The 18,467-nt window shown below is 63.0% G+C and carries 20 protein-coding genes and 1 tRNA gene; 12 read left to right on the forward strand and 9 right to left on the reverse strand.

Going from position 1 to position 18,467, the window contains the following annotated elements:
* The first annotated feature begins 132 nt into the window (after positions 1-132).
* Entirely contained in the window at positions 133-924 is a 792-nt protein-coding gene (locus tag AC07UB_RS10460; RefSeq protein ID WP_492791525.1) for a Bax inhibitor-1/YccA family protein, read from the forward strand.
* A 108-nt stretch (positions 925-1,032) separates the two neighbouring features.
* Positions 1,033-1,563: a GNAT family N-acetyltransferase gene (locus AC07UB_RS10465; RefSeq protein WP_492791524.1), complete on the forward strand. Its 531-nt coding sequence runs from the start codon at positions 1,033-1,035 to the stop codon at positions 1,561-1,563.
* Here AC07UB_RS10465 and AC07UB_RS10470 read toward each other — a convergent pair.
* From AC07UB_RS10470 to acnA, 3 genes are all read right to left on the reverse strand, one after another.
* Positions 1,560-1,928 carry a DUF2794 domain-containing protein gene (locus AC07UB_RS10470; protein ID WP_492791523.1) on the reverse strand — a complete coding sequence of 123 codons (369 nt, stop codon included), beginning with the start codon at positions 1,926-1,928 and terminating at the stop codon, positions 1,560-1,562. The genes AC07UB_RS10465 and AC07UB_RS10470 overlap by 4 nt on opposite strands.
* 443 nt (positions 1,929-2,371) lie before the next feature.
* Entirely contained in the window at positions 2,372-3,142 is a 771-nt protein-coding gene (locus AC07UB_RS10475; protein ID WP_492791522.1) for a DUF1223 domain-containing protein, read from the reverse strand.
* A gap of 141 nt (positions 3,143-3,283) precedes the next feature.
* Positions 3,284-6,001, reverse strand: coding sequence for an aconitate hydratase AcnA (gene acnA, locus AC07UB_RS10480; protein WP_492791521.1), 2,718 nt, complete (start codon positions 5,999-6,001; stop codon positions 3,284-3,286).
* 239 nt (positions 6,002-6,240) lie between these two features.
* Between acnA and ccmA the strand changes: the two genes are divergently transcribed.
* The 6 genes from ccmA (at position 6,241) to AC07UB_RS10510 (ending at position 9,660) form a co-directional block, all read left to right on the forward strand.
* Positions 6,241-6,843 (forward strand): heme ABC exporter ATP-binding protein CcmA, encoded by a 603-nt coding sequence (gene ccmA, locus AC07UB_RS10485; RefSeq protein ID WP_494652896.1) that lies wholly within the window; start codon positions 6,241-6,243, stop codon positions 6,841-6,843.
* A complete protein-coding gene (ccmB, locus tag AC07UB_RS10490; RefSeq protein WP_494652898.1) occupies positions 6,840-7,508 on the forward strand; it encodes a heme exporter protein CcmB in 669 nt (222 codons plus the stop codon). Before ccmA ends, ccmB begins: the two co-directional genes overlap by 4 nt.
* Before the next feature lie 94 nt (positions 7,509-7,602).
* Positions 7,603-8,334, forward strand: coding sequence for a heme ABC transporter permease (locus tag AC07UB_RS10495; RefSeq protein WP_494652899.1), 732 nt, complete (start codon positions 7,603-7,605; stop codon positions 8,332-8,334).
* Positions 8,335-8,338: 4 nt separating this feature from the next.
* Positions 8,339-8,518 (forward strand): heme exporter protein CcmD, encoded by a 180-nt coding sequence (gene ccmD, locus AC07UB_RS10500; RefSeq protein WP_492791517.1) that lies wholly within the window; start codon positions 8,339-8,341, stop codon positions 8,516-8,518.
* On the forward strand, positions 8,515-9,120 hold the full coding sequence (locus tag AC07UB_RS10505) for a DsbE family thiol:disulfide interchange protein (protein ID WP_494652901.1): 606 nt from the start codon (positions 8,515-8,517) through the stop codon (positions 9,118-9,120). Before ccmD ends, AC07UB_RS10505 begins: the two co-directional genes overlap by 4 nt.
* Positions 9,121-9,249: 129 nt before the next feature.
* Complete coding sequence (locus AC07UB_RS10510) at positions 9,250-9,660, forward strand: ComEA family DNA-binding protein (protein WP_492791515.1); 411 nt, start codon at positions 9,250-9,252, stop codon at positions 9,658-9,660.
* A 66-nt stretch (positions 9,661-9,726) separates the two neighbouring features.
* Here the strand turns inward: AC07UB_RS10510 and AC07UB_RS10515 are convergent, their stop codons facing one another.
* Together AC07UB_RS10515 and ftsY are read right to left on the reverse strand one after the other, a co-directional pair.
* Entirely contained in the window at positions 9,727-10,338 is a 612-nt protein-coding gene (locus AC07UB_RS10515) for a septation protein A (protein ID WP_492791514.1), read from the reverse strand.
* Entirely contained in the window at positions 10,338-11,282 is a 945-nt protein-coding gene (gene ftsY, locus AC07UB_RS10520; protein WP_492791513.1) for a signal recognition particle-docking protein FtsY, read from the reverse strand. Before ftsY ends, AC07UB_RS10515 begins: the two co-directional genes overlap by 1 nt.
* A 52-nt stretch (positions 11,283-11,334) precedes the next feature.
* Between ftsY and AC07UB_RS10525 the strand changes: the two genes are divergently transcribed.
* Entirely contained in the window at positions 11,335-12,069 is a 735-nt protein-coding gene (locus tag AC07UB_RS10525; RefSeq protein ID WP_492791512.1) for an RluA family pseudouridine synthase, read from the forward strand.
* A 171-nt stretch (positions 12,070-12,240) separates the two neighbouring features.
* Here the strand turns inward: AC07UB_RS10525 and rpsA are convergent, their stop codons facing one another.
* From rpsA to aroA, 3 genes are all read right to left on the reverse strand, one after another.
* On the reverse strand, positions 12,241-13,941 hold the full coding sequence (rpsA, locus tag AC07UB_RS10530) for a 30S ribosomal protein S1 (protein ID WP_492791511.1): 1,701 nt from the start codon (positions 13,939-13,941) through the stop codon (positions 12,241-12,243).
* A 250-nt stretch (positions 13,942-14,191) separates the two neighbouring features.
* Positions 14,192-14,830: a (d)CMP kinase gene (gene cmk, locus AC07UB_RS10535; protein ID WP_492791510.1), complete on the reverse strand. Its 639-nt coding sequence runs from the start codon at positions 14,828-14,830 to the stop codon at positions 14,192-14,194.
* Positions 14,827-16,164, reverse strand: coding sequence for a 3-phosphoshikimate 1-carboxyvinyltransferase (gene aroA, locus AC07UB_RS10540; RefSeq protein ID WP_492791509.1), 1,338 nt, complete (start codon positions 16,162-16,164; stop codon positions 14,827-14,829). The genes cmk and aroA overlap by 4 nt, the downstream gene beginning before the upstream one ends.
* 151 nt (positions 16,165-16,315) lie before the next feature.
* On the opposite strand from aroA, the gene AC07UB_RS10545 reads away from it, so the two are divergent.
* The 3 genes from AC07UB_RS10545 (at position 16,316) to AC07UB_RS10555 (ending at position 18,306) form a co-directional block, all read left to right on the forward strand.
* Entirely contained in the window at positions 16,316-16,732 is a 417-nt protein-coding gene (locus tag AC07UB_RS10545) for a TIGR02300 family protein (protein WP_492791508.1), read from the forward strand.
* 97 nt (positions 16,733-16,829) lie between these two features.
* Positions 16,830-16,905 (forward strand) — tRNA-Ala (locus AC07UB_RS10550).
* A 198-nt stretch (positions 16,906-17,103) separates the two neighbouring features.
* Positions 17,104-18,306, forward strand: a complete 1,203-nt coding sequence (locus tag AC07UB_RS10555) for a CaiB/BaiF CoA transferase family protein (RefSeq protein ID WP_492791507.1) — start codon at positions 17,104-17,106, stop codon at positions 18,304-18,306.
* Here AC07UB_RS10555 and AC07UB_RS10560 read toward each other — a convergent pair.
* Positions 18,267-18,458: a hypothetical protein gene (locus AC07UB_RS10560; RefSeq protein WP_492791506.1), complete on the reverse strand. Its 192-nt coding sequence runs from the start codon at positions 18,456-18,458 to the stop codon at positions 18,267-18,269. The genes AC07UB_RS10555 and AC07UB_RS10560 overlap by 40 nt on opposite strands.
* Positions 18,459-18,467: the final 9 nt, after the last annotated feature.

Raw genomic sequence — 18,467 nt, forward strand, 5'->3', positions numbered from 1 at the left:
CACATACCGAGCGGGTTCAGATTCCGTCTTGATGCCGTCGCTGGATGGTCTATCAAGTCGGTCCTCTGGGAAGAACTTATAGCTGGCGGCGCAGACCCTTCGCTTTCGCCAGTCAAACACGGGGTTTCGACAATGTCGGACTTGGACCGCAACTACGCTTCTCCCTTCGGCCGGGCCGCCGGGCGCGCTGACGCCGCCGCCGTCGATGCCGGTCTGCGCTCGTACATGCTCAAGATCTACAACTACATGTCGATCGGCCTGGCCATCACGGGTCTGGCCGCGCTCGGCGTGTACATGGGTGCGGTGACGCCTGACCAGACCGCTGCCGCTGGCCGGATCGGCAACCAGTACCTGACGTCGTTCGGCGTCGCGATGTTCGTGAGCCCCCTGAAGTGGGTGTTCATCCTCGCTCCGCTGGTGATGGTGTTCGCCATTTCGTTCGGCATCAATCGCCTCAGGCCGGCAACCGCCCAGCTTCTGTTCTGGGTGTTCGCAGCGCTGATGGGCATTTCGCTGTCGTCGATCTTCCTGGTCTACACGCACACCTCGATCGTGCGCGTGTTCTTCATCACGGCTGCCACGTTCGGTGCGCTGAGCCTGTACGGCTACACAACCAAGCGTGACATGACCGGCATGGGTTCGTTCCTGATGATGGGCCTGTTCGGCATCATCCTCGCGAGCCTGGTGAACCTGTTCCTCGCCAGCTCCATGCTGCAGTTCATCGTCTCGGTGGTCGGCGTGCTGGTGTTCGCGGGCCTCACCGCCTGGGATACCCAGCGCCTGAAGAACGACTACATCTACGGCTACGCCGCTCAGGGCGGAGACGTGGCGGATAAGGCCGCGATTACAGGCGCGCTGTCGCTCTACCTGAACTTCATCAACCTGTTCACGCTGCTGCTGCAGCTGCTGGGACAGCGCGACTGAAGACCGATCGTGGCTGATCGATAACTCCGAAAGCCCCGGCCAAAAGCCGGGGCTTTTGTTTGGGGTATCGTTGAGTTATGCGAGACGCCGAAACAGTTCCGGCAAGCCATGCCCCAGGTTCACATCAGAGCGGCCGCAGCCACCGACCTTCCCGCCATCACGGCGATTTACAGGCACGCGGTCCTTCACGGCACCGCGACCTTCGAACTCGAGCCTCCCGATCTCAACGAAATGACGCGGCGCTTTGAGGCGCTGACGGCAGGCGGTTTCCCGTATCTGGTGGCGATCATGGAGGATGTCGTTGTCGGCTATGCCTATGCCGGACCATACAGGCCGCGTCCGGCCTATCGCTTTACAGTCGAGAACTCCGTGTACCTCGATCCCGCGGCACAGGGGCGGCGGATCGGATCACGGCTCATGCAAGATCTGATTACGGCATCCGAACAACGCGGCTACCGGCAGATGATCGCGGTGATCGGCGATTCCGCCAACGCCGCCTCGATCGGCGTTCATGCCCGCGCGGGCTTCGAGATGATCGGCACGCATCCGAATGTCGGATTCAAGTTCGGCCGCTGGCTCGACACGGTGATGATGCAGCGCGCGCTCGGCGGCGGCGGCGCGACACTTCCAGAGAGCTAGACCAGCGCCAGCTTGCGGTCGATCACCAGCAGCACCCGCTCGAGGTCGTGGCCACGGCGGAGGATCTGACCGCTGGCTGCAATCACGCTGTAGACGCCTTGCTTGCGGGCCAGACGGGGGTCTTTCTCGATTCGATAGATCGGGACTTCCGAGGCGCGGCGGAAAATCGAGAACACCGCGCGGTCTTTCAGAAAGTCGATGGCGTAGTCGCGCCATTCGCCGTCGGCGACCATGCGCCCGTACAGATTGAGAATGCGATTAAGTTCGGCACGGTTGAAGGTGACGCTTTGAGGCGGGAGCGGCGCCGTGCTGCGCTCCGGCCCCCGGCTCTCGCTTGGATCCTTGTCGCCCGACACAGAACTCATCGGCGCCTCCCATGTCACTTGGATGACATGATCGCCCTGTCCGGCGGCCGCTGCAAGCGGGATTTCGGGTCTCCCCGATGCCTGATCATGCGGCAATTCCGCATCACGCTGACGTTAGTCGAAATCATAATGCCGCCTGAATTCGGTCAATTCGCCGCCGCGCTGGGCAACGATAAAAACGAAACTGCGTTGACCCGGTCCTTTCGGCACCGGATTCCTCAGCCCCCAGCCCCCCGGGGTCGTCAGGATCGGGTCTAACTCCCTGCAGTAAATGTCGACCCCAAATCTTCCGGTCAGCGCAAGCTGGCCGTTTTTGTTTCAGGAGATGCGGTCGCTCAAGTTGCAAGATGCGCGAGTGTGCAACACCCGAATCCCGGCACGCGCCTGCGGCTCGTCACATCAACAAGACGCGCTCTCAAGAGTTTTGAGATTGCAGACTGAAATCAGTTCAGCGACGTAAAGGCCGCGCCCAGCATCGGACCGGGCTTGTCGCGATTGCCGTCCTGAACGTAAACCACCGCCGCATCGATGCCGTCGCGGCTGATGTTTTCAAGCGGCACGGTCCAGCTTCCGGCCTTGCCGTTCCAGTCTCCGACCTTCAGCATGTTGCGCACCACGTTGTGATACGTGACCTGCTGCCCGCGATTCTCGCCGCGCGAGATGGTGATCGGCACCGCCTTCGACACCGCGCAGATCCAGATCTCGCCGCTTTTGCCGCCGGCATCGGCCACCGAGACTTTGATCTGCCCGCCCGATGTCGTCATCTTCACCGGCACGGACATCACACCCGAGGCGCTCTGCGTGCGATTCGCTGCACTCTCGATTCCGGCTCGGTCGCTGCCGAGAACATTGGTCGTCCCGTTGACGACGGCTTGCGGTGTGTAGACGCCGCGGTCGCCACGCATCTGCGAGTAAGCCTTCTGGCGGGCGCTGAAGCGCGAATCCGCCAGCGTGTCCTTCCAGCCGAGATAGTCCCAGTAGTCGATCGGCAGGCTGAGTGCGATCACGGTCGGATCCTGCGCGAGTTCACCGAGAACCTTGTCAGCCGGGGGGCACGACGAACAACCCTGCGAGGTAAAGAGCTCGACCACCGCGCGCGGATCGGCGCACACCGGAGTGATGACGGTGAAGATCGCGCAGACGCCGAGCGTGCGCGACAGCCGCGCTGCGAGGGTGCCGGCTGCTGCCGTTTTCGATGTTGGTAAATCAGACATCACGCCTGTCCCCACGATGTATGATGCCTTTCATCATGCCTTTTCATCAGCAAGAAGGCGGCCCATTGATAGGCCGCCCCCTGTGCGCTCGCCACTCACTTCGCAGTGAGCCTGTTCACGGATGCGTTTTCAGGCCGCGCGTCACGCGGCCAGCTTACGCAGCACATAGTGAAGAATGCCGCCGTTTCGGTAGTATTCAAGCTCATCGAGCGTGTCGATGCGGCACAGCAGCGAGATTCGCTTCACCGAGCCATCGCCGGACACGATCTCCGCCGTTAACTTTTGGCGCGGCTTGAGATCGCCCTGCAGGCCGCGAATCGTGACCTTTTCATCGCCCTTCAGACCGAGCGACTGCCATGATGCGCCGTCCTCGAAGGTCAGCGGCAGCACGCCCATGCCGACGAGGTTGGAGCGGTGGATGCGCTCGAAGCTCTGGGTGATCACCGCGCGCACGCCGAGCAGGCGCGTGCCCTTCGCGGCCCAGTCGCGCGACGAACCGTTGCCGTATTCGGCGCCCGCGAACACCACGAGCGGCACCTGTTCGGCCTGATACTTCATCGCCGCATCGTAGATCGACATCTGTTCGCCGTCGGGCCAGTGCTTGGTGAGACCGCCCTCCGGGACGTTGCCATCCGCGCCCTTCAGCATGAAGTTCTTGATGCGGATGTTGGCGAAGGTGCCGCGCATCATCACTTCGTGGTTGCCGCGCCGCGTGCCGTACTGGTTGAAGTCGGCGGGCCGCACCTGATGCTCCGACAGATACTTGCCGGCGGGCGAGGTCAGCTTGATCGCACCGGCCGGCGAGATGTGGTCGGTGGTGATCTTGTCGCCGAACATCGCAAGGATGCGCGCATCGAGAACGTCGGCAATGGGCTCGGGCTCCATCTTCATGCCTTCGAAGTACGGCGGGTTCTGCACGTAGGTCGAGCTCATGTTCCAGGCGTAGGTGTCGCTGGTCACGGTCTTGATCTTGCGCCAGTTGGTGTCGCCCTTGAACACGTCGGCATACTTCTTCTTGAAGATCGTGGAGGTCACGAACTTCTTGATCGTGGCGTTGATCTCCTTCGAGGTCGGCCAGATGTCCTTCAGGTACACCGGCTTGCCGTCTCGGCCGGTGCCGAGCGGCTCCTTGGCCAGATTGATGTTGACGCTGCCGGCCAGCGCATAGGCCACGACCAGCGGCGGCGACGCGAGATAGTTCGCCTGCACGTCCGGCGACACGCGCCCTTCGAAGTTGCGGTTGCCCGACAATACGGCTGCACCAATGATGCCGTTGTCGTTGATCGCCTTGGAAATTTCCTCCGGCAGCGGTCCCGAATTGCCGATGCAGGTGGTGCAGCCGAAGCCGACGAGATTGAAACCGACCTTGTCGAGATCCTTCTGCAATCCGGAATTCGCCAGATACTCGGCGACCACCTGACTGCCCGGCGCGAGCGAGGTCTTCACCCACGGCTTCGCGGTCAGACCCTTGGCGGCTGCGTTGCGGGCGAGAAGGCCCGCGCCGATCAGCACGTTCGGGTTCGAGGTGTTGGTGCAGGAGGTGATGGCGGCGATCACCACGTCACCATGGCCGAGATCGAAGTTGCGGCCTTCGACCGAGTAACGCGTGCCGTCCAGTGCTTTCTTGTAATCCGACGCCATCGCCGCGGCGAAACCTTCCGCGACGCCCGGCAGGGCCACGCGGCCCTCGGGACGCTTCGGGCCGGCGAGCGACGGCACGACGTCGCCGAGATCGAGCGTCAGCAATTCGGTGAATACCGGATCGGGTGAAGCCGAGGTGCGGAACAGGCCCTGCGCCTTGGCGTACTTCTCGACCAGCGCGACGCGCGCAGCCTTGCGGCCCGAGGTCTTGAGATAATCCAGCGCCGACTTGTCGACCGGGAAGAAGCCGCAGGTCGCGCCGTATTCCGGCGCCATGTTGGCGATGGTCGCCTTGTCGGCGACCGACATCGAATCCAGACCGGCGCCGAAGAACTCGACGAACTTGCCGACCACACCCTGCTTGCGCAGCATCTGGGTGACCGTCAGCACGAGATCGGTGGCGGTGACGCCTTCCTTGAGCTGGCCCTTGAGCTTGAAGCCGACAACATCCGGCAGCAGCATGGAGAGCGGTTGACCGAGCATGCAGGCTTCCGCCTCGATGCCGCCGACGCCCCAGCCGAGCACGGCAAGGCCGTTGACCATGGTGGTGTGCGAGTCGGTGCCGACCAGCGAATCCGGATAGGCGACTTCGAACGTGCCCTTCTTCTTGCCGACCGTCAGCTTCTCCTTGCGGGTCCAGACGGTCTGCGCGAGATATTCGAGATTGACCTGATGGCAGATGCCGGTGCCGGGCGGCACGACCGAGAAGTTCGAGAACGCCTTCTGGCCCCACTTCAGGAATTCGTAGCGCTCCTGGTTCTGCTTGTACTCTTCCGCGACGTTCTTGCCGAACGCCTTGTTGTCGCCGAAGAAGTTCACGATCACCGAGTGATCGATCACGAGATCGACGGGCACCAGCGGATTGATCTTTTCGGCATCGCCGCCGAGCGCCTTCATGGCGTTGCGCATCGCGGCGAGATCGACCACCGCCGGCACGCCGGTGAAGTCCTGCATCAGCACGCGCGCGGGGCGGAATGCGATTTCGTGTTCGAGGGTTTTCTTTCTCGCCCACTGCGAGAACGCGACGATGTCGGCCTTCTTGACCGTGCGATCGTCCTCGTTGCGCAGCATGTTCTCGAGCAGCACCTTCATCGAGTAAGGCAGCTTCGAAATGCCCTTGAGGCCGTTCTTTTCAGCGGCAGGCAGGCTGTAATAGACGTAGGTCTTGCCGCCGACCTTGAGGGTTTTCTGGCATTTGAAGCTGTCGAGTGAGGGCATATGAACGGTCCCAGTTCAGGAGTTGAAGATACCGGCAAAAAGGTATCGAAACACCGTCGGACGCGGGGAGAATCAGGGCTGACCGTGCTGCTTCCGGCGGCTGATTGTGTGCTGCACCAAGTTCCGGTTTTATAGAATCTTTCCAGTCTGTACACCACACCCGCTATGGATTGTCTGCCAATTATGCGCGCGACAACCGGAACAACGGCTCCCTGCCAAAGGCCATCGGTCAATCCATCATGAGACTTGCGGGTCACGGTCTGGGGTGCGTCAGGGGCGGGAGAAATATCTTCTCCGCTCTCGATTTTGAGGTCTCCGCAGGACAGGCGCTGGCCGTGACCGGCGTCAACGGGGCAGGAAAATCCTCCTTGCTGCGCATGATCGCGGGGCTGCTGCCCGCCGCAAGCGGCACGATCGCGCTTCAAAGCCCCGAAACAGACCTGACCCTCCCGGAGCAGGCGCACTATCTCGGCCATCGCGACGCGATGAAGCCCTCGCTCTCGGTGCTCGAGAATCTGGAATTCTGGCGGGCGTTTCTCGGCGGAGACGCCGCCGATGCAACGGACAGCCTCGCGGCGGTGGGTCTCGCTCATGCCATTCACCTGCCCGCCGGCTTTCTCTCGGCCGGCCAGCGGCGGCGGCTCTCGATCGCAAGGCTGCTCGCCGTCAGGCGGCCGGTCTGGCTGCTCGACGAGCCCACATCGGCGCTCGACGCCAAAGGTCAAACCATGGTCGCCGCCCTGATGGCGGATCATCTGGCCGACGGTGGAATCATTCTCGCCGCGACCCATGGCCCGCTTGGAATTTCCGCGCAGGAATTGCGAATCGGCGGTGATGCGTGACCGCGCTCGCCGCTCTCATTTGCCGTGACCTCAAGGTCGCCCTGCGCGCCGGTGGCGGCGCGCTGATCGGCGTGCTGTTTTTTCTCAGCGTCGTTGTGGTGATGCCGTTCGCGCTCGGGCCGGACCTTGCGCTGCTCAAGCGCATCGGCCCCGCCATCCTCTGGCTCGGTGCGATGCTCGCAAGCCTCCTGACTCTCGACCGGCTGTTCACCGCCGATCAGGATGACGGCTCGCTCGATGTGATCGCCATGAGCCGCACGCCGCTGGAACTGACGTGCGCGGCGAAAGCGCTGGCGCACTGGCTGGCCGCAGGCGTGCCGCTGATCGTGGCGACGCCCGTCATCGGGATTCTGCTCAACCTCGACGCGGCATCGACATTCGCGGTGGCCTTGACGCTGCTGGCCGGCACGCCCGCGCTGACATTCACCGGCATGATCGGCGCGGCGCTTGCGGTGACGCTGCGGCGTGGCGGCTTGCTGCTCGCCGTGGTGGTGCTGCCGCTCTCGATTCCTGTGCTGATTTTCGGTGTTGCCGCCTCGAACGCCGCCATCGACGGGCCGGTCTCGTTCGGCACGCCGTTTTCGATCCTGTGCGCACTGTCGCTTATAAGCTTTGTGGTCGGGCCGTTTGCGGCGGCGGCCAGCCTGCGGCAAGGGCTCGACTGATGCGGCAACACGCCCGATCAATTCTCACGGAAACGCTGCGCGCCGCGGCTTGCGCGCATTGCCTCCCGCGCGCGCGGCCTTTATCAGGACCATCATGAGCCTTATCGACCTTGCCAATCCGACGCGGTTCCTTGCGCTCACCACGCGCGTGCTGCCGTGGCTTGCCGCCACAACCGTGATCCTGCTCGCGGCCGGACTTTATCTGTCCGCGCTGGCGCCCGACGACTACCAGCAGGGCGCAACCGTGAAGATCATGTTCATCCACGTGCCGAACGCGTGGCTGTCGATGTTCGTCTGGGGCGTGATGAGCGTGGCCGCGCTCGGCACGCTGGTGTGGCGGCATCCACTGGCGGACGTCGCTGCGAAGGCCGCGGCACCGCTCGGCGCATCCTTCACGTTTCTCGCGCTCGTGACCGGCTCGCTGTGGGGCCGCCCGATGTGGGGCACCTATTGGGAATGGGACGCGCGGCTGACATCGGTGCTGATTCTGTTTCTGATGTATCTCGGCATCATGGCGCTGTGGCGCGCGGTGGAAGATCCGTCGCGCGCGGCGCGGGCCGCCGCGATCCTGACGCTGGTCGGCGCGATCAACATTCCGATCATCAAATTCTCCGTCGACTGGTGGAATACATTGCATCAGGGCGCATCGGTGATCCGCGCCGGCGGGCCGACCATGGACCGCGCGTTTCTGATTCCGCTGCTCGTCATGGCGATCGGATTTTCGCTGCTGTTCCTGACGCTGCATCTGGCCGCGATGCGCAACGAAGTGCTGCGGCGGCGGGTGCGCAGCTTGCAGATGATGCAAGCCAGCAAGCAGGCGGCGTAACCCGATGTCGCTCGGTCCCTACGCCTCCTTCATCGTCACCTCGTACCTGCTCGCAGGTCTTGTGATCGCAGTGCTGATCCTCTGGATCGCATTCGACTATCAAAACCAGCAGCGCGCCTTGCGCGATCTCGAAGCCCGCGGCGTGACGCGGCGCTCGGCGCAAAATCCCGGCAAGCCATCATGAGCGAGAACGGCGCAGCGCGGCCGCAACGTCGCTCACAAGGCCGCCAGCAGCGCCGGTCCTGGCTGGTGGCGCTGCCGTTGATCGCCTTTGCCGTGCTGGCCGGATTGTTCTGGTTCAGGCTCGGCGCCGGTGACCCGGCGCGCATCCCGTCGGCGCTGATCGGCCGCCCGGCGCCGCAGACGAAACTTCCGCCGCTGGACGGACTCGTCGCCAACGGCGCGCAAATCCCGGGGCTTGACCCCGCCGCATTCAAGGGCGCGGTCAGCGTCGTGAATGTCTGGGCATCATGGTGCGTGCCGTGTCACGACGAAGCGCCGCTGCTGGTGCAGCTCGCGCAGGACAAGCGGATTCGCGTGATCGGCATCAACTACAAGGACACCCAGGACAACGCCCGCCGCTTCCTCGGACGCTACGGCAATCCGTTCAGCGCAGTCGGCGTCGACGCCAATGGCCGCGCCTCGATCGAGTGGGGGGTCTATGGCGTGCCGGAAACCTTCGTGGTCGGCCGCGACGGGGCCATCGCCTACAAGCTGATCGGGCCGATCACGCCCGAGAACATCGACCGCGTGCTGAAGGCCGAAATCGACAAGGCGCTGCGTTAACTATTCTCGCGGCGGCGCATCAAAAATAATTATGCGCTTTTATCTGCCGTTCATTTGACAGCCATGGCGCAGCCACGAATTCGAACATAACCTCCTTGTGTTGCAAACATCGTCCTGGAGGGACAACCCATGCGTTTTTCTAAATTTGCTTCGTTGACTGCGGCCATGCTCGCTGCCGGCCTGCTGAGTGCGTCGCCGTCGTTCGCCCAGGCGACACAGCCTGCAACCGGCGGCAAGATGGCGCCTCCGCCCGCCGCCACCGCGCCCAAGGCCGACTCGAAGATGGCCCCCGCTCCGGCGGCGAAAGCCGACACCAAGGCGGCGCCAGCGGCGAAGGCCGATACCAAGACCGAACTGCTCGACATCAACTCGGCGTCGGCGGATCAGCTCAAGGCGCTCAAGGGCATCGGCGACGCCTACTCGGCCGCGATCATCAAGGGCCGCCCGTACAAGGGCAAGGACGAACTCGTGCAGAAGAAGATCGTGCCCGAGAAGACCTATGCCGAGATCAAGGACAAGATCATCGCAAAGCAGAAGTAATTCTGTCTCTGCGATTTGAGTTCTTCAGAAACGCATCGGCGCTCCGCGCCGGTGCGTTTTTTGCGCCTAGCCTTTGGTAATGTCGCCGCGCTCGGCGTCGCTCGCAGCATCCGTTGCCGGCTCGATCCCGTAGCGCTTGATCAGCGAGGTCTGAAGCATCGCGAAGATTGCGGTGATCGGGATCACGCCGAACGCCTTGAACGACACCCAGAAATCCGTGGTCTGGGTGCGCCAGATGATTTCATTCAGCACCGCCATGCCGGCGAAAAAGATCGCCCAGCGGATGGTCAGCAGCCGCCAGCCTTCCGGCGTCAAATTAAACATCTGGTCGAACATGATCGCGATGAACGAACGCCCGAGCAGCAATCCGATCCCGAGTGTCGCCGCGAACAGCGCGTAGATGATGGTCGGCTTGATCTTGATGAAGGTCTCGTCGTGAAAGAACAACGTCAATCCGCCGAACACCAGCACGATCACCGCCGTGACGATGGCCATCATCGGCACATGCCGCGTCACCACATAGGACGCGACGATGGCCGCCACGATGGCGACCATGAAGGCGCCGGTGGCGACGAACAGCCCGAACTTCGCATTCGCTCCAAAGAAGATCACCAGCGGGCCGAGCTCGGTCGCGAGCTTGAACAGCGGGTGCGGCGCGGGCTTGTCGGTGGCAGCCATCAGGTGTCCTGTCCTGCAATCGCGCGCGCGAAATCGCGCGCGGTGAACGGCGCGAGATCGTCGATCCCCTCGCCAACGCCGATGAAATGCACCGGCAACTTGTATTTCTCCGACAGCGCCACGAGGATGCCGCCGCGCGCGGTGCCGTCGAGCTTGGTCATCACCAGCCCGGTGACGCCTGCGGTTTTGTGAAATGCCTCGACCTGCGACAGCGCGTTCTGTCCGACAGTGGCATCTAGCACCAGCAACACCGCGTGCGGCGCGGAGGCATCGACCTTGCCGATCACGCGGCGCACTTTCTCAAGCTCGACCATCAGCTCGGTCTTGTTCTGCAAGCGCCCGGCGGTGTCGATCAGCAGCACATCCATGTCGGCCGCCTTCGCGGCCTCGACCGCCTCGAAGGCAAGGCTCGCCGAATCCGATCCCTGCGCACGCGCCACCACCGGAACCTTGTTGCGTTCGCCCCACACCTTCAACTGCTCGATGGCGGCGGCGCGGAAGGTATCGCCCGCGGCCAGCATCACCTTGCGGCCTTCTGCCGTCAGCTTCGATGCGAGCTTGCCGATGGTGGTGGTCTTGCCGGAGCCGTTGACGCCCACCACGAGAATGACGAACGGCTTTTGCGCCGTATCGATTTCCAGCGGCTTCGCCACCGGGCCGAGCACCTTCTCGACTTCGGTTGCGACAATCGCGGTGACATCGTCCGCCGACACGTCCTTGTCGTAGCGTCCCTTGCCGACGGCTTCCGCGATGCGCGCCGCGACTTCGGTTCCCAGATCCGCACGCAGCAGCACATCCTCGATGTCATCGAGCATGGCGCGGTCGAGCTTGCGCTTGGTCACCAATGCGGCGACCGCGCCGCCGATCGAACTGGACGTGCGCTTGAGGCCGGCGGAAAGCCTGCGCCACCAGCTTTGTTTGGGTTCCTGCGGACTGTCGTTCATGCGGGGGGTGTGTTACCCGGTTCGGGCTGCAAACGAAAGTCGTTCAGGAACAATGGATACGCCGCAACCGACACCGGAAGAAATGCAGGCCCGCGTGCTTCATCGCGACGGGCTGATGCTGGTGATCGATAAGCCGGCCGGTATCGCCGTGCATAAGGGGCCGAAAGGCGGCCCCAATCTGGAAGCCTCATTCGACGCGCTGCGCTACGGCCTGCCGCGCCCGCCGGTGCTGGCGCATCGTCTCGACCGCGATACATCCGGCTGTCTTGTGCTGGGACGCCATCGCAAGGCGACGGCCTCGCTCGGCCTGCTGTTCAAGCACGGCAAGATTTCCAAGACCTACTGGGCGGTGGTCGAAGGCGGCCCTGCGGCGGACGAGGGCGAAATCGACATTCCGCTGGGACGTTTGGACGCAGAGCGCGGCTGGTGGCAGAAGCCGGACCCGAACGGATTTCCGTCACTGAGCAAATGGAAAGTGCTCGGTCGCGGTGACGGCCTCACATGGCTTGCGATGGAACCGATCACCGGCCGTACCCATCAGCTGCGCGTCCATGCCGCCGCGAGCGGCTGGCCGATCGTCGGCGATAACATCTACGGCAACGGACCGCGGTTCGGCGAACCGACGCTGCATCTGCACGCACGTGAAATCGTCATCCCGCTGTCGAAAAACAAACCGCCGGTGCGCGTGGTCGCGCCCGCGCCCGCCCATCTGCATGAGCGGCTGCGCGCATGCGGATGGAACGGCGACGAAGCGACTGTTCCAGAGCTGATAAGTTCCGGCGAATAACCCGTGCTGGCTCGTCATTGCGAGCGAAGCGAAGCAATCCAGCTTTAGATTGGATTGCTTCGTCGCAAACGCTCCCCGCAATGACGGCGATCAAATCCATTGACTCGGCACTCACAAACAAAAAGGGCCCCGGAAATTCCGGAGCCCTGATTGGTTCAAGCGACGAGGCGCTTACTTGTCGCGCTTCTTGAGCGCGTTGCCGAGAATGTCGCCCAGCGTCGCACCCGAATCCGAAGATCCGTACTGCGCGATGGCTTCCTTCTCTTCAGCGACTTCAAGCGCCTTGATCGAGACCTGCACCTTGCGGGCCTTCTTGTCGAACTGGATGACGCGGGCGTCAACCTTTTCGCCGACAGCGAAGCGCTCGGCGCGCTGGTCGCCGCGATCGCGGGCGAGTTCAGAACGCTTGATGAAGGTGGTGAAGTCGGTGCCGGTGATCTGAACTTCGATACCGGCTTCCTTCACCTCGATGATCTCGCAGGTCACGACGGCACCCTTCTTGACGTCGCCTGGTTCTGCGAACGGGTCGCCCTCGAGCTGCTTCACGCCGAGCGAGATACGCTCCTTCTCGACATCCACATCGAGGACGATGGCCTTGACCATGTCGCCCTTCTTGAAGTTGTCGATGACCTGTTCGCCCGGCTGTTTCCAGTCGAGGTCGGACAGATGGACCATGCCGTCCACTTCGCCGTCGAGGCCCAGGAACAGACCGAACTCGGTCTTGTTCTTGACTTCGCCTTCGACAGTGGCGCCGACGGGATACTTCTCGACGAAGACTTCCCACGGATTGCGCATGGTCTGCTTGAGGCCGAGCGAGATGCGGCGCTTGGCCGAATCCACTTCAAGAACCTGCACTTCGACTTCCTGCGAGGTCGAAACGATCTTGCCGGGGTGCATGTTCTTCTTGGTCCACGACATTTCGGAGACGTGGATCAGGCCTTCAATGCCCGGCTCCAGTTCGACGAATGCGCCGTAGTCGGTGATGTTGGTGACGCGTCCGGTGAAGCGCGAGTTCAGCGGATACTTCGCCTCGATGCCCTGCCATGGATCGTCCAGCAGCTGCTTCATGCCGAGCGAAATACGGTGGGTCTCGTGGTTGATCTTGATGATCTTCACCTTGACCGTCTGGCCGATGGCCAGAACTTCGGTCGGGTGATTGACGCGGCGCCATGCGATGTCGGTGACATGCAGCAGGCCGTCGATGCCGCCGAGGTCAACGAACGCACCGTAGTCGGTGATGTTCTTGACGACGCCGTCGATGACCTGACCTTCTTCGAGGTTCTGCACCAGTTCCTGACGCTGTTCGGCGCGGGTCTCTTCGAGAACCGTGCGGCGCGACACCACGATGTTGCCGCGGCGGCGATCCATCTTGAGAATCTGGAACGGCTGCGAGTTGTTCATCAATGGCGCGACGTCGCGGATCGGACGAATGTCGACCTGCGAGCGCGGCAGGAAGGCGACAGCGCCGTCGAGATCGACGGTGAAGCCACCCTTGACCTGATTGAAGATAACGCCGTGAACCTTCTCGTTGTTGTTGAAGGCCTTCTCGAGCTTGCCCCAGCTTTCCTCGCGGCGCGCCTTGTCGCGCGACAGCACGGCTTCGCCGAGTGCGTTCTCGATCCGGTCGAGGAACACCTCGACTTCATCGCCGACCTTGAGGTCGGCTTCACGGCCGGGGCCGTTGAATTCGCGGAGAGCCACGCGGCCCTCGGTCTTCAGGCCGACGTCGATGACGGCCATGTCTTTCTCGATCGCAACAACAATGCCCTTGATGACGGAGCTTTCCTGCAGGTTGCCGCCTGCAAAGGACTCATCGAGCATCGCGGCGAAATCGTCGCGGGAAGGATTATAGGAAGTAGCAGTCGAAGCCATTTGTTCTCCAGATGCGGATGCCGGCAGCGGGGTTGAAGGCGTAACGCGCATCCAGTGCCAAAGGTCCGCTACCTTTGACGACCGCTTCCGCAAAAGCATTTGCGAAACCGGGCCGACCTGTGCCTGCACGAGCGATACGATGCAAAAATTGGAATGACGCGCCTGGAAAGCGCGTGGTCTGCTGTCCGGAGCTGAGACGAAAATCGACCTCAAAGACCGGGAGCGGGCATTCCTCCAATGACGGCAGGGACTAAGCCCTCGACCGGCCCGCTCGGACGGCCTCGACAATGTCGATGGCAGCCCGGACGCCGCTTTCTATATCCAACTGGGAGTTATCCAGCAAGACCGCATCCGGAGCCGCTTTTAGCGGGGCCGCAGCCCGGTTCCGGTCGCGCTCGTCGCGCTTGAGGATGTCGGCCAGAACGGCGGCCTCGTCGGCCTGCTCGCCCCGCGCCAGCGCCTCCAGCGTCCGGCGGCGGGCCCGGACCTCGGGGTCCGCCACGACGAAAATCTTCACCTCGGCGTGCGGGCAGATCACGGTTCCAATATCGCGGCCGTCCAGAACGGCGCCCGGGGGGCCTGCCGCGAACTGCCGCTGAAAATCGATAAGTGCTTCTCTTACCTTTGGAATTGCCGAGACCACCGAGGCCGCGTCACCCACTTTCTGGGTTTTCAGGACCGGATTGCCGAACTTTTCAGGGTCGAGTTCCATGGCTACCGCCACCGCGAGGGCCTCGTTGGTCAGATCGGCCCCCATCTCCAGCAGCGCTTGGGCGACCGCGCGGTAGATCACGCCGGTGTCGAGATGGCGGAACCCGTAATGATGGGCCAGCCGCTTGCCGAGCGTGCCTTTTCCGGATGCGGCGGGTCCGTCGATGGCGATGATCATGAGAAGTCCGCTCCCAGCCCGCGCATCATCGGAATGAAATCCGGAAAGCTGGTGGCGATGAATCCGGTATCGTCGATCTTCACCGGCGCGTCTGACGCCGCACCCATCACCAGCGCCGACATGGCGATGCGGTGATCCATGTGCGTGGCGACAAGGCCGCCGCCCGGCACATGGCCCTTGCCGGTCACGATCAGATCGTCGCCGGAAATCTCGACCTGCACGCCGTTGACGCGCAGCATGTCCGCGGTCGCCGCGAGACGGTCGGATTCCTTGACGCGCAATTCCTGCAAGCCGCGCATTGTCGTGACGCCTTCCGCGAAACTCGCTGCGACGGCGAGCACGAGATATTCGTCGATCATCGAGGGCGCGCGTTCCGGCGGCACCGTCACGCCGCGCAACTGCGACGCGCGCACGCGGAATTGCGCCATCGGCTCGCCGGCATCGTTGCGCTGATGGCTCTCTTCGATGGAAGCGCCCATTTCGCGCAAGGTTGTGAAAAGCCCTGTCCGCAAAGGGTTTGTCATGATGTCGGTGAACGTCACATCGGATTCCGGCACGATCAGCGCGGCCACGATGGGGAATGCCGCCGACGACGGATCGGCCGGCACGACAACATTGGCGCCGTGCAATTCGGGCTGTCCGGTGAGCGCGATCTTGCGGCCGTGCGCGCCCTCTTTCGTCGTGACGACATGCGCGCCGAAATGCGTGAGCATCAGTTCGGTATGATCGCGGCTGGCTTCCTGTTCGATCACCGTGGTGACGCCCGGCGCGGACAATCCCGCCAGCAGCACCGCCGACTTGATCTGCGCCGACGCCACCGGCGTGCGGTAGACGATCGGCAGCGGATCGCGCGCGCCTTGCAGCGTCATCGGCAGCCGTCCGCCGTCCGCGCTCATTGAAACGCGCGCGCCCATCAGTTCCAGCGGGTCAAGGATTCTGCGCATCGGCCGGCTGCGCAAACTGGCGTCGCCGTCGAAGGTCGCAGCAATCGGGCATCCCGCCACCGCGCCCATGGCGAGACGGCATCCGGTGCCGCTGTTGCCAAAATCGAGCGGCGCATCGGGGGCGGCAAAGCCGCCGACGCCGACGCCGCGGACCGACCAAGCGCCCTCGCCGGTGCGCTCGACCCGTGCGCCCAAAGCGCGCATGGCCTTGGCGGTGTTGAGAACATCCTCGCCTTCCAAAAGCCCCGAAATCCGGGTCTCACCCACTGCCAGCGCACCGAGAATCAGGGCCCGATGCGAGATCGATTTATCGCCCGGGACGCGGACGCGGCCGCTGAGAGCGCCTGCGGGCCGCGATTCCAGCGGCGTGGGGTGGTCGGAATGGGTCAAAACGGCATTTTCCTTATGTAGGCGGCTCCTACCACGAGGTTTGCAGCACGTCACGACCCGGTCATTTATCCCCTAAACCGCTATTGACAGCGGCGGCGCAACTAGCCAAGTGAAGCACCGCTTTTTCAAGACATTCTCAGGACTATAAGCCGTGGCAAAAGCCGATCTCGGAACCAAGCGCATTTGCCCGACCACGGGCAAGAAGTTCTACGACCTCAACAAGACACCGGTGATTTCGCCGTACACCGGCGAAGTTGTGCCGATCGCGCCGATTCCGCCGCCACGCACGCGCGCCGACGCAGCCGCGCGCGCTGCGGCAGCCAGCGCCGCCAGCATCGTGCCGGAACCGGCCGAGTCGGAAGAATTGGTGTCGCTGGAAGAGGCCGACGCCGAGGAAAACACCGGCAAGGTCAAGGCCGTGGTGCCGGAGTCCGAGGACGATATCGAAGTCGACGACACCATTTCCGACGACGATGACGATGATTCGACCTTCATCGCCGAAGACGAGGAAGACGACGAAGACGTCACCGACATCATTGGCGACGTTTCCGGCGACGAAGAGACTTGAGATAAATTCTCAAGTGTGATTTTTCGGGACTTGCGCGTCGCCTGATCGACGCGCCGCTGAAATAACCCGCGCAGTCCCACCGCGCGGCGAGGTGTTCGGGGCCATAGCTCAGCTGGGAGAGCGCTTGCATGGCATGCAAGAGGTCGGCGGTTCGATCCCGCCTGGCTCCACCATCCTCCTTCAAAACTCCGCGATTGAGTCTTCTGACGCCTGAATTTCCGTTCGCTCACTGAACAACGCATTTGCGAAGACGCACGCATGGACGCATGACCGTCGCGATATTGACGGCGCTGTCCGAATTCTTTCAATGTGACGGCAGGCTGCAATGCTGCGGCACCATTTTCATTCTCCGTTGATCGAAGGCTGACTCAATGACATCCCAAACCGCGACCGGGGCAATGGCCGGACTGCGCGTCATCGATCTGACGCGCGTGCTCGGCGGTCCCTACTGCACGCAGATTCTCGCCGACCACGGCGCAGATGTCGTGAAGGTCGAACCTCCGGCGGGCGACGAGACCCGCGACTGGGGCCCTCCGTTCCACGACGATGACGCGGCCTATTACATCGGCACCAATCGCAACAAGCGTTCGATCGGCCTCGATCTCGCCTCGGAAGGCGGTCGCACGGTTCTGATGAAAATGCTCGAGACCGCCGACGTGCTGATCGAGAATTTCAAACCGGGCACGCTCGACAAGTGGGGCATCGGCAACGATTTCCTGCGCGCAAAATTCCCCGCATTGATCCACTGCCGCATTTCCGGCTTCGGCGGCGACGGCCCCCACGGCGGACACCCCGGCTACGACGCGATCATCCAGTCCATGGTCGGCCTGATGGCTTCGACCGGATCGCCGGAAAGCGGCCCGACCCGCATCGGCGTGGCGCTTGTCGACATGTCGACGGGACTTTACGCGGCGGTCGGTATCTTGATGGCGCTCGCGGAACGCGCGAGATCCGGCAAGGGCCAGTTCCTGGAGACGACACTCTACGAAACCGGCCTCGCGATCATGCATCCGCATACGGCCAATTACTTCATGCACGGCAAGCCGCCGGCGCTGACCGGCAACGAGCATCCGAATCTGGTGCCCTATGCGGTGTTCCCGGCGCGCGACGGCAACGTCTTCATGGGTGTCGGCAATGACGGCACTTTCCGCAAGCTGATGAAGGAACTTGGGCGACCTGAGCTCGGCACCGATCCGCGTTTCGCGCGCAACCGCGATCGCATCGCGCATCGCGACGAACTGCGCGACGTCCTTGTCGATATTCTCAAGGACCACGACAGCGAACCACTGTGCCGTCGCCTGCTCGCGGCGGGTCTGCCGGCAGGCCCGGTGCAGTCGATCGACAAGGCGCTGGCGAGCGACCACGTCAAGCACCGCGGCGATGTCATCGAGAAGGATTGGTACAAGGGCGTCGCCTCGCCGATCCGCTTCGACCGCACCAAGGCCAGCCTGCGTCGCGTGCCGCCGAAATTCAGCGAGCACTCAGACGAAATACTGGGTGAGTTCGGTTACTCGGCGAAGGAGATCGCCGAGCTTCACGCCAGCGGCATCGTGGCGGCAGAACGCAAGCGCTGAGTTTCCCTGGGAACACAGCAACGCATCAAAAGGGCGGCGGTCAGGCTTTGACCGTCGCCTTTTTTCTTCCCTTCGAAGATTCCGCACACGCACATCGTGCGCGACGCCACAATCGCCTGCACCCAAGGTTGGGCCACTAAGGTCTTGGCCATTTAGGGCTT

The sequence above is a fragment of the Afipia sp. GW821-FHT04G03 genome (assembly GCF_059419985.1).

Excerpts from the sequence above, each read along its gene's own strand:
- AC07UB_RS10460 (WP_492791525.1), top strand. The coding sequence starts at position 133 with ATGTCGGACTTGGACCGCAACTACGCTTCTCCCTTCGGCCGGGCCGCC.
- AC07UB_RS10465 (WP_492791524.1), top strand. The coding sequence starts at position 1,033 with ATGCCCCAGGTTCACATCAGAGCGGCCGCAGCCACCGACCTTCCCGCC.
- AC07UB_RS10470 (WP_492791523.1), bottom strand. The coding sequence starts at position 1,928 with ATGAGTTCTGTGTCGGGCGACAAGGATCCAAGCGAGAGCCGGGGGCCG.
- AC07UB_RS10475 (WP_492791522.1), bottom strand. The coding sequence starts at position 3,142 with ATGTCTGATTTACCAACATCGAAAACGGCAGCAGCCGGCACCCTCGCA.
- acnA (WP_492791521.1), bottom strand. The coding sequence starts at position 6,001 with ATGCCCTCACTCGACAGCTTCAAATGCCAGAAAACCCTCAAGGTCGGC.
- ccmA (WP_494652896.1), top strand. The coding sequence starts at position 6,241 with ATGAGACTTGCGGGTCACGGTCTGGGGTGCGTCAGGGGCGGGAGAAAT.
- AC07UB_RS10495 (WP_494652899.1), top strand. The coding sequence starts at position 7,603 with ATGAGCCTTATCGACCTTGCCAATCCGACGCGGTTCCTTGCGCTCACC.
- ccmD (WP_492791517.1), top strand. The coding sequence starts at position 8,339 with ATGTCGCTCGGTCCCTACGCCTCCTTCATCGTCACCTCGTACCTGCTC.
- AC07UB_RS10505 (WP_494652901.1), top strand. The coding sequence starts at position 8,515 with ATGAGCGAGAACGGCGCAGCGCGGCCGCAACGTCGCTCACAAGGCCGC.
- AC07UB_RS10510 (WP_492791515.1), top strand. The coding sequence starts at position 9,250 with ATGCGTTTTTCTAAATTTGCTTCGTTGACTGCGGCCATGCTCGCTGCC.
- AC07UB_RS10515 (WP_492791514.1), bottom strand. The coding sequence starts at position 10,338 with ATGGCTGCCACCGACAAGCCCGCGCCGCACCCGCTGTTCAAGCTCGCG.
- ftsY (WP_492791513.1), bottom strand. The coding sequence starts at position 11,282 with ATGAACGACAGTCCGCAGGAACCCAAACAAAGCTGGTGGCGCAGGCTT.
- AC07UB_RS10525 (WP_492791512.1), top strand. The coding sequence starts at position 11,335 with ATGGATACGCCGCAACCGACACCGGAAGAAATGCAGGCCCGCGTGCTT.
- rpsA (WP_492791511.1), bottom strand. The coding sequence starts at position 13,941 with ATGGCTTCGACTGCTACTTCCTATAATCCTTCCCGCGACGATTTCGCC.
- cmk (WP_492791510.1), bottom strand. The coding sequence starts at position 14,830 with ATGATCATCGCCATCGACGGACCCGCCGCATCCGGAAAAGGCACGCTC.
- AC07UB_RS10555 (WP_492791507.1), top strand. The coding sequence starts at position 17,104 with ATGACATCCCAAACCGCGACCGGGGCAATGGCCGGACTGCGCGTCATC.
- AC07UB_RS10560 (WP_492791506.1), bottom strand. The coding sequence starts at position 18,458 with ATGGCCAAGACCTTAGTGGCCCAACCTTGGGTGCAGGCGATTGTGGCG.